Genomic DNA, 12,428 nt, shown 5'->3' on the forward strand with positions numbered 1-12,428 from the left:
ATGCTGCCAATTTATAATCAATCTTCCCAGTACACAGTTGCACCCCGGTGTGCTGAGGTACAGTTTTTGCGGTAAAGGTTTAACCAACCGGAAGCCGGTTTGTGAACAGGCTTAAAGCCCTTCTTTCTCTCTGCAAATTCCTCTTCTGTCACTTCTGCGGACAGTGTTCTGGCCTCAATGTCTATATGAATCATATCACCGTCTTTAATCAGGGCCAGATTTCCCCCTTCATAGGCTTCCGGGCTCACATGTCCGATAGCAAGACCTCCCGTTGCTCCTGAAAATCTGCCGTCGGAAACCAGCGCCAGTTTGCTTCCAAGCCCTTTTCCCAAAACAGCAGCCATAAAGGTTTCCATATGAGGCATTCCGGGGCTTCCCTTAGGACCTTCATACCGGATAACCACAACGTCTCCAGCCACAATCTCATCTTTTAAAATGGCATTCCAGGCATCATCCTGGGAATCATAGCACTTTGCCGGTCCAGAAAACTTCCACGCTGCCGAATCTACGGCGCTGAATTTGACAATGGCGCTGTCCGTACCGATATTTCCGTGAAGAACGGCAAGGCCTCCCTGTTCATGGATTGGATTTTCTACCGGATGAATGACATCTGTATCTTTATTTTCGGCAAGCTCCGCTTTATGGCCTATTGTTCCAAACATTCCATCTGCTGAGGTATCTAATTTTCCCGCAGCAGCCAGCTCTTTCACAACAGCCCCCAACCCTCCGGCTCTGTCAAACTCCTCCATGGTGTAAGTGGGGTGATTAGGGTAAATTGTGCTGATAACCGGCACTTCACGGCTGATTTCATCAAAGGTTTCCGGAACAATGTCACATTTTATCTGGCGTGCAATGGCCGGAATGTGAAGCAGGCTGTTGGTGGAACCGCCGGTTGCCATCATATACCGCACCACATTTTCAAAACTCTTCTGGTCTATAATATCACTGGGACGCTTTTCTTCTTTCACTGCCTCCACAATCTTTTTAGCCGCCTCTTTTGCCATCTCATGCCACTGGGGTGTCTGGCTGCGGACGCTGGCATTGCCGTGAGGAGAAAATCCTAAGACTTCAGCCATGGCGCACATGGTATTGGCTGTTCCCATAAATGGGCAGGCACCTGGAGTCGGACAGGCATTCCTCACGATTCCCTTATAGTCTTCCTCGCTCATATCACCTGCAACATAAGCTGCATAAGCCTGCTTTGTATGGGTAAGTGTCAGCATTTTTCCATTATAATGGCCCGCCGCCATATATCCGCCTGTGAGCATGACGGTCGGGATATTTACTCTCAAAGCTCCCATAACCATGCCCGGAACCACTTTATCACATGTCGCCATAATGATCATGCCTTCCAGCATATTCAATTCTGCTACGGTTTCTACCTCACTTGATACTAAGTCTCTGGCCGGAAGCGTATACCGGTCTCCCGGTGTATTGGAGCAGATTCCGTCACAGATACCGGTTATGGGAAGCTCCAGAGCAAGCCCTCCTGCTTTGTAAATTTCTTCCTTCATCTCTGCGATGACATCCTTAAAAGGGAAATGCCCCGGATTCATCTCATTCCACGAGTTAACCAACCCGATCACAGGCCTTTTTGCATCCTCCGGCGATATTCCCATTGCATATAGCAGTGTATTACGGTGATCGAGAGACTCTTCATTCCATTGACGTATCATCTTATCCTCCTGTCCTTACCTCATGCAGTTTATCACCCACCAAGATAAGCCTTTCTTACAACATCAGACTTTAGCAGTTCCTCTCCGGTTCCGCAGATATTAACGATACCGTTTTCAAGAATACACGCTTTATCGCAGATGGAAAGAGCTTTTCTCGCATTCTGTTCCACCAGAAGTACAGTGATTCCCGAATCCCGGATCTCTTTAATTAAGTCGTAAATCTGATTTACAATAATCGGTGCAAGCCCCAGGCTTGGTTCATCCAACAGCAAAATCTTAGGGTGTTCCATAAGCCCTCTGCTGATGGCCAGCATCTGCTGTTCTCCACCCGAAAGGGTTCCGGCAAACTGATGCTCCCGCTCCTTTAAAATAGGAAACCGTTTAAACTGCTCCTCTATATCTTTTTCCAACTGTTTTCTGCTATGTAAATATCCTCCTACCAGAAGGTTGTCCCGGATAGTAAGGCCCGAAAAAGTTCTGCGGCCTTCCGGTACATGCACAATTCCCTTTGCAACGATTTTGCTGGGTTTGGCCGGTATGGGTTCTCCAAGAAATTCGATGGTTCCCTTCACCGGTTTTACCAGACCGGAAATAGTACGCAGAAGGGAGCTTTTTCCGGCTCCGTTGGAGCCGATAATGCTGACAATCTGTCCTTCGTCCGCTTCTACATGGACATTTTTCAGTGCCCTGACGTGTCCGTAGGAGACGCTTAAATCCGTTACTTTTAACATTGCCATGTCAGCTCTCCTCCTTTCCCAAATACGCCTCAATTACTTCCGGATTTCTCTGTACTTCGGCGGGAGTGCCTACTGCAATGGTCTTTCCAAAGTTCTGGACATGAATAACGTGGGAAATGCTCATAACCATTTCAAGTCTATGCTCAATTAAAAGAATTGCAAATCCTATATCCTTAGAAAGGGTTGAAATCAGTTCTGTCAGTTCCTGAACCTCTGTGGGATTCAGTCCAGCTGCCGGTTCGTCTAAAAGCAGTACCTTAGGAGTGCAGGTTAAGGCTCTTGCAATTTCAATACGCCTCTGCATGCCGTAGGCCAGATTTTCCGGCCTTTCATCTTTATAATCTGCCATGCCTACCATTTCCAAATAGTGCTCACAAAGTTCAATTCCCCGCTTTTCCTCGCTTTTGCGTTTTGGAGTAGGAAGCAGGCCTCCTATAAGAGAGTATTTTGCCTGGGGATCAAAGGCGCACATGACATTTTCCAGCACTGTAAGCCCCTTAAATAAACGGATATTCTGAAAAGTACGTCCCATTCCTTCTCTCGTAACGAGATACTGCTCCTTTTTAGTCACATCCTTGCCATCCAGAATCACATTTCCCTGATCTGCGGTATAGACATTGGAAATCACATTGAAAATAGTTGTTTTTCCGGCTCCGTTAGGGCCTATGATTCCATGAATCTCCCCTTTGTCCGCACTGATGGAAAAATCCTGAATGGCTTTTACTCCGCCAAAGCTTTTATAAATGTTCTTAACTTCCAGCAGACTCATCAGTTTTCCTCCTTCTGCAATTTCGCGCGGCCTTTTCTTCTTTTGAATAAATCCGGAAGCTCATACTCACCCATGATTCCCGAAGGTTTAAAGTTGATAATCAAAAGAACCAGAATTGCATAAATAATACTTCTGTAATTTGCAAGCCCTCTCAGTACTTCCGGCAGGGCACTTAAGATGGTTGCTCCTAAAATAGAACCTGTCAGGCTGTTTACGCCTCCAAAGAATACCATAATTACCCAGTCAGCACTCTTCTTCCAGCCAAAAATACTGGGGTCCACGTATGTGATATAAAAAGCATACAGACAGCCGCTGAAAGCGGTAAAACCAACACTTAATAAGAATGCGGTAATTTTGATCCTGGCTACGTTGATTCCCATAGCCTTTGCTGCCAGTTCATCTCCGCGGATCGCAACACACTGGCGTCCGTATTTGCTTTTTTTAAACCAGTTTACCAGCAGGATCGCAACAAGTGCGGAAGCAAATGCCAGAAGTGTAGTTGTTTTCTTCGGAATACCGATAAAGCCGGAGGCACCGCCTGTCAGCTTGGTTGTCCGGTTAAGGAGAGCAGTAATGGCCTCTCCGAATCCAAGGGTAACAAGAGATATGTAATCCTTCCTCAGCCGAACCGTAGGAATTCCCACTATAAAACCAATGCCGACTGCGATCACGACCGCTCCAATGCAGGCAATGGGAAAAGGAAGACCCAGTTTTACTACAAAAATACCGGATACATAAGCTCCAACTGCCATGAATGCTGCCTGTCCAAGGCTGAACATTCCCGTCAGCCCTGTCAGCACATATACACCTGCAACCGCCACAAGGGTAATGCATATCTGTGTGAAAATATTTGTGTATAATACCATTGTGAGTACCCCCTACGCCTTTTCCTGGATGTTGCATCCGGCAATTCCGCATGGACGAACCAGCAAAAATACCAGCATAATCAGGAAGGTAAATACCGGGGTGTAGCCTGAACCCACAGTACCAATTAACAGTGTCTCAATAAGCCCCAGAAGCACAGCTCCAATGATGGCTCCCGGCAGACTTCCCAGTCCGCCGATTACCGAAGCAATAAATCCTTTTACTACCAGGCTGCCCAGAGTCGGATACAAGGTGTAGTTAATTCCCAGAAATACGCCTGAGAGTCCGGCCAGAGCGCCTGAAACCATAAATGTGAACTGAATAATCCGCGTGGAATCAATTCCCATTAAATTGGCGGTATCCCTGTCAAAGCTGACACTTCTGAGGGCTCTTCCGATCCTGGTTTTCTGAATAATGTAAGCCAGCACAAGAAGTGCAACGGCACTGCTGCAAAACATCAGAAGATCTGATGTGGAAACAACAACTGAGCCGAACTTAATTGCTGCTTTTTCAAAGAACTGAGGATAATTGTAAAAATTCGCTCCTACCTTTACAGTAACAAGTCCTTCATACAGCGTTCCTAATGTAATAGAAGAAACGAAATAATATACAGAAGAGCTGTTACGCTGTATAATGCGGCGGAATGCCACAAATTCTCCAAAAAGTGCGACACATCCACCGGTAACCACAGCTATGAGTATTGTGGGAACCAATCCCAGTCCCTTTGAAGCTGCCAGAAAATATCCGGCAAAGGCGCAAAGCGTCATGGTAGCTCCGTGAGAGAAGTTGGAAAACTTCAAAACATTAAATATCAGTGAAAAGCCTGTCGCAATCAGCGCATAGACGGAGCCCGTCGCAAGGCCGTTGATTATAATCTGCAATGACATGATATGCCTCCATCCATTCAAAAGCTGTTCAAACGCTTAATTATCTGCGCCGAATCTTTCTAACATCTTTGGTGTAGTTCCTTCATATGTAAACATAACCATTTCAAGACCGGTTGTCATATGAGTCTCAGGATCGATTGTAATTTTTCCTGTAAGGCCGTCAAAATCCTTTACATTTTCAATGGCAGTCCGCAGAGCAGCCGGATCGTCTGTTCCTGTCTCTTCCAGGGCCTTAGCAGCAATCTTTACAATGTCATATCCAAGGAAAAACTTGTTGGTAGCTTCTACTCCGGTTTTTTCCTTAACGGCTGCTATCATCTTCTGAAGCTCTGGATCTGTATCATCTACGTTATTGATGCAGTATACTCCATCACTGCTTCCGCCAAGCATGGTGTTAAATGGCGGACAGGCATCCAGGCCGCAGATAATTGCACCTTCATATCCAAGGGCACGTGCTGCTGTAACAATGTTTACAAGGTCCTTTGTATAGTTGGGCGCATAAATAGCATCAACGCCTGCACTCACAATAGGAGACAGCAGTGTCTTGAAATCCGTATCATTGGCGTTGTAGGCAATCTGCTGTTTTTCATCAACTGTTCCGCCCCCTTCTGCAACCGATGCAATGAAAGGATCTTTCAGAGAAAGTGAATAGGCATTGCTTTCATTATAGATGACACCGAATGTTTTAAAGCCGTTCTTCATAGCGTACTTTGCCATGATTGTTCCCTGCTGGATTGCGTTTGGCTGAAAACAGAACATATTCTTATAAGGAGTTCCGTCTGCTTTTAACTGTGCGCTGGGATCCAAGGCCAGACCCATTACCGGAACTTCGTACTGTTCAGAAGTTTCCTTGATGGCCAGCGCTATATTTGCCACAGGAGGCCCTACAATAAGAGAAACCTTGTCAGAAGTGACTGCTTTTGTGTATGCATTGATCGCTTCTGTTACATCTGCCTTGGTGTCATAGGTGTTCATGACCAGCTTCTTTCCGTTAATTCCCCCTGATTCATTAATTTCATCCACAGCCCACTGAGCTCCTGCCTGAACCATCTGTCCAAGGCTGGAAGTCGCACCTGTAATGTCCTGAAGACAGCCAATTACGATTTCGCCGTCTGTTGCCGCTCCTCCTGATGATGCTTCCGTTTTTCCGGATTCTGCATTTGCTGCAGTAGTAGAAGCTGTTGGTGAAGATTTCTGGTTGCTTCCGCATGCGGCCAGATTGAATACCATCAATCCGGTAAAGATAATTGCTATTGCCTTTTTCATGTACTCTTCTCCTTTTCTCTTTTGGAGGAATCAGCGGTCTGCATAGAAAGCTTTCCCCCAGTTTTTTCTGTACCATTTGGACAATTTTCTTGTCAGAAGCACTGTATGTTAACGTTTTCATACGGCTTCTAAAAAAATTAAAGAACTATATTTGTCATTTTGTTCAAATATTCATTCTTTAATTACAAAAATATAATACATCTTTTTACTTTCCCTGTCAATATACATGATAAAAAATTTTTTTTATATTATTTGACGTATGAAAAAGATTTCATATTTCTTATTTTTAGCATTTTTTACTTGACGCCATTCTTAATATGAGTATAATGTATAAGTAAAATATCAGGAAATTTATATATTTTTATATACTATTGAGTTAATATGTCAACATAATCAAAACAAAAGGAGAACTCTTCTATGAATACCGTTCTAAACGAAATCCAAAAAATTGGAATTCTTCCAACTGCTATGCTCGATGATGCCCGCAATGCTCTCCCCCTTGCAGATGCTCTTTGCAAAGGAGGAATTCCCTGTGTGGTAATAAATTTCTGTGACGAAACTACCGGCGAAGCTATTTGTGAAATCATGAAAACGTTTCCTCAGATGATAGTTGGTTCCGGAGCAGTTACAAACGTTAAACAAGCCTGCCTTGCCATCGATGCAGGTGCGCACTTTATCACCAGCCCAATATTTGATCCGGCCGTCATAGAGTATTGTAAGGACCGGAACATTGAGATAATACCAAGAGTTTCCGGCTCAGCACACGTGGAATCCGCACTTTCCCTGGGACTTGGGGCAGTAAGCATTCTCCCCGAAAGTCTTACAGACGGCATCCATACGATTCAAACCATGTCCCGGCTTTATCCCAGCATAGGATTTATTCCGGAAGGCAGTATCTGCGAAAAAGATACCGAATCATACCTGGAACTTAATAATATTTTCGCCTGTTCCAACAACCAGATTGCAAAGAAGGAGTGGATTCAGGCGGGAGAATTCAACAGAATAGAACGTATGGCAAAAGAGTCTGTCCGTGACATGATGGGGTTTGAAGTCTCCCACATCGGTATCAATTGCGGCAGCAGTGAGGAAGCCGAAAAAACAGCCGGAGTATTTGAAACGATGTTTGGGTTCCCAAAAGACCCGGGTCCAAGTTCCGTCTATGCCGGCACCTTTCTGGAATGCATGAAACCGCCTCACCTTGGCACAAACGGCCATATCGCCATTGCAACCAATTCTATTATCCGTGCAAAAAATTATTTTGAGGCCATGGGTTATGAATTTAATGAATCCTCTGCCAAATTTAGTGAGGGAAACATGATAGTCATTTATTTCAAAGAAGAAATCGGGGGATTTGCAGTGCATATTCTTCAAAAATGATTTCTGCACCGTCCCCTTTGCTTGTGATTTTCCTCTGCACATAAAAAAATCAGCTCTGTACACCACCGAATTTTTACATCTCCGGCCACGATACAGAGCTGACTCTAAAAGCAGTTTTTTCCTCACTAAATTTCCTTCAAAGTTTGCCAGAAAAAATTTTCCTGACCGAAGTTTCCTGATTTAAGGACTAATCTGATTGCTTCGTTCTGGAGTGGAATCATAATCGGTACTCCCGGAGCTACTGACTTTCCGATATGGTAGGAGGAAAAACCCAGTCGTTTCGTGACTGCACCGGATGTTTCACCGCCGGCCACAATAATTTTAGTCCTTCCAACTCCCAGAGCATACGCTGCGACTTCCGACATTGTGGACTCCAAAAGCCTGGCAACACCTTCCTCTCCGGTCGCTTTCACACGTTTCACTTCATCAGGTTCCGCCGAACTATAAATCAGAACCGGAACCTCCTGATGTTTGGTCAAAAAATCCTGAACATCCAGAAACGTTTGTGAGCCGTTTAATAAAACTAAAGGATGAAGTTGATAGGCTATTCCGCCTTTGCTTTTAAAATCGTTAATCTGCCTCAAGGTCATATCGGAACAGCTTCCTGCCAATAAGATTGCCTGTCCGGAGTACCCGTTTTTTTCCGGCACCTTTTTTCTTTTGGTTACTTTATTCTCACTTGCCAAAGCCGCTCCAACAGGCTCCATTAACCCAGAACCTCCTGACAGCAGCGTAAGCTTCCCGAACAGTTCCACAATCCGATATCCATGATTTTGATCATAGTAATCCGGAACAAGATAAAAGTGGCTGTGTGCTCTCATAAGCTCTTGTATGTATGTGTTTAAATCTTCCTGCCGTCCGATTAATTGCTCAACTCCCAATTCAAATACAGGATAGCGGCTCTGCATTTCCATCAGCGTCTTGACTCTGGACTGGCGCATGGGTGTGAGTGGATGATTTCGCATATGAGTTTCTGCCAAAGGCTTCCCTCCCGCATATAAAATCCCCTCCTTAACAACCCTCTGATTTATCGGCAGAGAGGGACATAAAAGCGTAAACGGTATATCAAATTCCTCAAGCAAGGCATCTAAAACCGGACCAATATTCCCTTGCTCCGTTGAATCAAAGGTCGAACAGTATTTATAATATAGTTGTCCTGCACCGCTCTTTTTCAGAAAGCGAAAAGCCTTTATCACATCACTTACTGCACCTGCTGCCTCCTGCGTTCTGCATTTTAGGGCAATTACGGCAGCTTCCGCTTCATGGACGTCCGTTGCAGGATCTGGTATCCCATTATATAAAATGGTTGAGACTCCTTCTTCAGCCAGGAAAGATGCGGCATCGGAAGCTCCTGTAAAATCATCTGCCACGCAGCCAAACCGGATTGTATTTTCAGCCTTCATAAGCCTCCAGCGCCTCCAGCATTTCCTTTACCCTTTGTACTCCGGAATCCGGACTGTTTAAGATCGGTTTTTCAATATCCTTAAGTTCCGGAATTAAAACTGCCATACTTGCCTGAGCCAGAACCAGTACATCATAATCTTTTTCCTTTTCCCGGATTAATCTTTTCAGCAGAGCATTATGCTTGTTTTGATCTCGTTCTATTGTCAGGGCTTCAAAAGCTTCCTGACAAAGATAAGAATCCACAGTTATCTCTTTTCCCTTTTCGCAAGCTGTCCTCCGGATCAGGCGGGTACTGGGCTCCAAAGTGGTTTTTACGGTTCCAAATACAGCAACCCGGCAGCCTTGCTCCACGGCCAGCTCCGCCATTGGCTCATCAATTTTCAGGCAGGGGATAGAAATCAGATTCCGGAGCACATCGGCAGCTTCTCCAACTGAAGAGCAGGCATTGAGAATTAAATTGGCTCCTGCACCCTCTGCAAGCATTCCGTATCCGCAGATTCTCCTGACAATATCCTCATTCAGCCCATCGTTTGCTCTCACATCGGGAAGCAGACGGTCATCCACGATATTCATGACTTCAACCTCCGGCATGATATTGCGAATCATGCTGTTTAAGCTCTCATAAGTCACCATACTGGTGTGAATCACTGCAACTTTTTTTGCCATCCGTACACCCTCCTATTCATTTACTACTTTCCGGCGCAGTAAAGAGCGTTTTCTAGTCATTTCCATATAATCTTCCGGTAATGCACGCAGCTTCATCCCTGTAGCAAGAATCGGCAGATACATTTCGCAGGCACGTTCTACATTATCACTTGCGATCATGGCAGCCTCCATTGTAACTCCGACACCGATGGCGCCATGATTAGCCATAATAAGTCCGGCATTGGTTCCAATGGTGTTTTTTACATTCTGCGCTAATTCCTTGGAGCCTGGAGGTGCAAACGGTGCAACCTCCAATTCTCCGCCTAAATATACTACACCTTCAATATCCATGGTAGGAACCTCTTTAATTCCATCAATAGCACTGACTGCCGTCGCATATTTGGAATGAGTATGGACCACTGCATTTACCTCCGGCCTCAGCAACATAATTCCAAGGTGCATAGAAAATTCAATGGAAGGCTGATACTTTCCGGATACTATATTTCCCTCCATATCTGCCACCACCAAGTCCTCTTCCGTCAACGAAGTATACGCCATCGCCGTGGGGGTAATCACAAATAAATTTTCGCCTTCTACCCTCGCACTGATGTTCCCGGCTGTTCCCAATGCATATCCCTTTTCTACCATCATTTTACAGCCCCAAAGAACATCCTGCTTTACTTTACTTATATTTGATGACATAATCTTTTCCTCCGAATCTATTTTTTGTATTGAAACCCAGCTATCAATCCGGCAGCCTCTGCTGCTGTCCTGGCATTCCGGATAGCAGTAAGCGTATCCTTTTCTTCCAGCACATGAAACAATTGATATAAGGCGGTTAAATGACAAGTTGTATCGGGAGTGGCCAGAACCACAATCACATCTGCCTCCATATATCCATCAATTGAGATGCGCTGCGGCAATATCATCAAGGACATACCAATCTGGATCACACCGTCTTCAATCCCGGCATGAACAATAATGACGCCATCTTCAATCATAATAAACGGATTGTTTTCCTCAATCTGCCGGATGACAGCGTTCACATACTTTGATATGATTTTACCCGATGCAAGCAGTGGTGCCGCTGCGCTGCGGATCGCTGCTCTCCATTCTAAAACTGTTTCACTGATTTGAATTGTTTGCTTTGTCAGTAAATCAATCAGTTTTAAATCATAATTTCGAATCGTTTTCCTGACAACTCTATCATTCTGTACAGGATTAAAATACTTCCCCAGACTGCGCAGGAGCTCTTCCCAGTCTTTAATTTCGGCATGTGCTTCAATAATTCCCATCAGCTCCCTGGTATCAATAGGATTCACCTGAAAACCTTCCAGTTCCTGCATCACCTTTTTCCGGAAAGCGTATCTGGCCTCTCCGGAAAGAATCGGACTTACCATAAACTGGATCTTTTCCGTTTCCAACCTGACTGTTGTAAAAACAATCTGGTAATCCTTTTGATACTCCCTAAAAGTCCTCACTGACATGCACTCTATAAATTCAATCTCCGGAAACAATTCCCTGAGAGTGATAAAGAGGAAGTTGGAGACGCTGATTCCATTGGTGCAGACCACGATTGCCTTTCTTCTGACACCAATATTTTGAAGGCTCCCTTCCCGGCGCAGCCATGCTCCGAATAAAACTGTAATATATACCAGTTCCTTATCCGGAATCTCCTCCTCCAGCATTTGTGCAAATGCCTTGGAAGCCTTTTTTATCATCTCATGCAGATACTGATACTGGGGAAGAACCATTTCTGTAATATCCGGCTGAACATGATAATGATACCTGATCCGGTAGTAAGCAGGTCCTAGATGCTGTAACAATGCATTCAAAAGTTCCTCCTTTTCCTGGATACGGATGCAGCTGATTTCTTCAAACTTACGAATGATAATACTTGCCACATTCAGCAATCGTTCACCAATGTCCCGTTCTTCCCCACGGTTACTGTTAATATTTGACACCTGAATCTGGATCGTTAAATAGATAATTTCAAATACCGATCTGATCTGGTATTTATGGGCGAAGTCTGCCATCACTTCATATTCCTGTGTCCCCTGAATAGCTGCGTTTCCTGACACCCCATGAAAATCCGGAAGCCGGTCCAACAGGTGCCCGTTTCTGATTCGGAACATAATAAAGTATAAAATAAACGGCAATTCTTCCACCCGGTCATCGGTAAAATGCACTTCCAGATTTTTTTCCACCTCACTGACGTTGAGCCGGAGCATGGCCATATCTTCATCCAAAATCTTAAAACGCTTCATCAGCTTTTCTTCTCCATCGGGAATAGATAGAATTTTTCGGATGTCATCGATCATCAGTGCCCGCTTGCGGTACTCCTCGCCCTCCAGCCGGTAGCCGTCTTTCCTTGTATAAATAATGGAAAGGCCCTGGCTTTTAATCCGTTCCTGAATCTTTCTCATATCCGTCATCAGGGTATTTTTGCTGATTTGCAGTTCATCCGTAAAATGGTAGGTGGATAACTCCTCTTCCCGGCAAAGCAGCCTCAAAATAATGAAGTATGACCGCTCTTCGTCTGAATAATTATATACAAGTTGGGGGTGCCCGGCTGTTTCTGACCGAAATTCATCAATCACACGAACCGAAACCTGAAACCTTCCGGTTTTCATTCTTGTAATTGGATCAAACCCGCTGGACTCCAGATAATAATTGATTTTCTCCATATCATAGCTTAACTGCTTTCTGGACATTTGCAGTTGTTGTTCCAGCTCTTTCCCCGTGATGGCCGGATTATCCGCGATTGTTCTCAGCACAGTATAACTTCTCTGATCCAAATACA

General features: G+C 44.7%; 11 protein-coding genes. 1 reads left to right on the forward strand and 10 read right to left on the reverse strand.

Features of this window, described 5'->3' with window-relative positions; translation table 11 throughout:
* Positions 1-17 precede the first annotated feature (17 nt).
* From ilvD to V7M78_RS19075, 6 genes are read right to left on the reverse strand one after another with little or no spacing between them, the layout of a single operon-like run.
* The gene (gene ilvD, locus V7M78_RS19050) at positions 18-1,676 is read right to left on the reverse strand and encodes a dihydroxy-acid dehydratase (protein WP_333651956.1); all 1,659 of its coding nucleotides are present in this window, start codon (positions 1,674-1,676) and stop codon (positions 18-20) included.
* A 32-nt stretch (positions 1,677-1,708) separates the two neighbouring features.
* Positions 1,709-2,413 carry an ABC transporter ATP-binding protein gene (locus tag V7M78_RS19055; RefSeq protein WP_442914679.1) on the reverse strand — a complete coding sequence of 235 codons (705 nt, stop codon included), beginning with the start codon at positions 2,411-2,413 and terminating at the stop codon, positions 1,709-1,711.
* Between the two features lies 1 nt (position 2,414).
* On the reverse strand, positions 2,415-3,182 hold the full coding sequence (locus V7M78_RS19060) for an ABC transporter ATP-binding protein (RefSeq protein WP_333651957.1): 768 nt from the start codon (positions 3,180-3,182) through the stop codon (positions 2,415-2,417).
* Positions 3,182-4,048: a branched-chain amino acid ABC transporter permease gene (locus tag V7M78_RS19065; protein WP_333651958.1), complete on the reverse strand. Its 867-nt coding sequence runs from the start codon at positions 4,046-4,048 to the stop codon at positions 3,182-3,184. Before V7M78_RS19065 ends, V7M78_RS19060 begins: the two co-directional genes overlap by 1 nt.
* Positions 4,049-4,060: 12 nt before the next feature.
* The gene (locus V7M78_RS19070) at positions 4,061-4,933 is read right to left on the reverse strand and encodes a branched-chain amino acid ABC transporter permease (protein ID WP_333651959.1); all 873 of its coding nucleotides are present in this window, start codon (positions 4,931-4,933) and stop codon (positions 4,061-4,063) included.
* A gap of 36 nt (positions 4,934-4,969) precedes the next feature.
* Positions 4,970-6,199 carry an ABC transporter substrate-binding protein gene (locus V7M78_RS19075; RefSeq protein ID WP_333651960.1) on the reverse strand — a complete coding sequence of 410 codons (1,230 nt, stop codon included), beginning with the start codon at positions 6,197-6,199 and terminating at the stop codon, positions 4,970-4,972.
* A gap of 417 nt (positions 6,200-6,616) precedes the next feature.
* Between V7M78_RS19075 and V7M78_RS19080 the strand changes: the two genes are divergently transcribed.
* A complete protein-coding gene (locus tag V7M78_RS19080) occupies positions 6,617-7,576 on the forward strand; it encodes a keto-hydroxyglutarate-aldolase/keto-deoxy-phosphogluconate aldolase (protein WP_333651961.1) in 960 nt (319 codons plus the stop codon).
* Between the two features lie 125 nt (positions 7,577-7,701).
* Here the strand turns inward: V7M78_RS19080 and otnK are convergent, their stop codons facing one another.
* The 4 genes from otnK to V7M78_RS19100 are packed head-to-tail and all read right to left on the reverse strand — an operon-like array spanning position 7,702 to position 12,423.
* Positions 7,702-8,979, reverse strand: coding sequence for a 3-oxo-tetronate kinase (gene otnK / locus V7M78_RS19085; protein ID WP_333651962.1), 1,278 nt, complete (start codon positions 8,977-8,979; stop codon positions 7,702-7,704).
* Positions 8,969-9,646, reverse strand: coding sequence for an aspartate/glutamate racemase family protein (locus V7M78_RS19090; protein WP_333651963.1), 678 nt, complete (start codon positions 9,644-9,646; stop codon positions 8,969-8,971). Before V7M78_RS19090 ends, otnK begins: the two co-directional genes overlap by 11 nt.
* A 12-nt stretch (positions 9,647-9,658) precedes the next feature.
* Positions 9,659-10,327: a class II aldolase/adducin family protein gene (locus tag V7M78_RS19095; protein WP_333651964.1), complete on the reverse strand. Its 669-nt coding sequence runs from the start codon at positions 10,325-10,327 to the stop codon at positions 9,659-9,661.
* A 17-nt stretch (positions 10,328-10,344) separates the two neighbouring features.
* A complete protein-coding gene (locus V7M78_RS19100) occupies positions 10,345-12,423 on the reverse strand; it encodes a BglG family transcription antiterminator (RefSeq protein WP_333651965.1) in 2,079 nt (692 codons plus the stop codon).
* Between the last annotated feature and the right edge of the window lie 5 nt (positions 12,424-12,428).

It is taken from the genome of Lacrimispora sp. (assembly GCF_036758025.1).
Lineage (GTDB): Bacteria > Bacillota > Clostridia > Lachnospirales > Lachnospiraceae > Lacrimispora.

Excerpts from the sequence above, each read along its gene's own strand:
- otnK (WP_333651962.1), bottom strand. The coding sequence starts at position 8,979 with ATGAAGGCTGAAAATACAATCCGGTTTGGCTGCGTGGCAGATGATTTT.
- V7M78_RS19055 (WP_442914679.1), bottom strand. The coding sequence starts at position 2,413 with ATGGCAATGTTAAAAGTAACGGATTTAAGCGTCTCCTACGGACACGTC.
- V7M78_RS19075 (WP_333651960.1), bottom strand. The coding sequence starts at position 6,199 with ATGAAAAAGGCAATAGCAATTATCTTTACCGGATTGATGGTATTCAAT.
- V7M78_RS19060 (WP_333651957.1), bottom strand. The coding sequence starts at position 3,182 with ATGAGTCTGCTGGAAGTTAAGAACATTTATAAAAGCTTTGGCGGAGTA.
- V7M78_RS19095 (WP_333651964.1), bottom strand. The coding sequence starts at position 10,327 with ATGTCATCAAATATAAGTAAAGTAAAGCAGGATGTTCTTTGGGGCTGT.
- ilvD (WP_333651956.1), bottom strand. The coding sequence starts at position 1,676 with ATGATACGTCAATGGAATGAAGAGTCTCTCGATCACCGTAATACACTG.
- V7M78_RS19080 (WP_333651961.1), top strand. The coding sequence starts at position 6,617 with ATGAATACCGTTCTAAACGAAATCCAAAAAATTGGAATTCTTCCAACT.
- V7M78_RS19065 (WP_333651958.1), bottom strand. The coding sequence starts at position 4,048 with ATGGTATTATACACAAATATTTTCACACAGATATGCATTACCCTTGTG.
- V7M78_RS19070 (WP_333651959.1), bottom strand. The coding sequence starts at position 4,933 with ATGTCATTGCAGATTATAATCAACGGCCTTGCGACGGGCTCCGTCTAT.
- V7M78_RS19090 (WP_333651963.1), bottom strand. The coding sequence starts at position 9,646 with ATGGCAAAAAAAGTTGCAGTGATTCACACCAGTATGGTGACTTATGAG.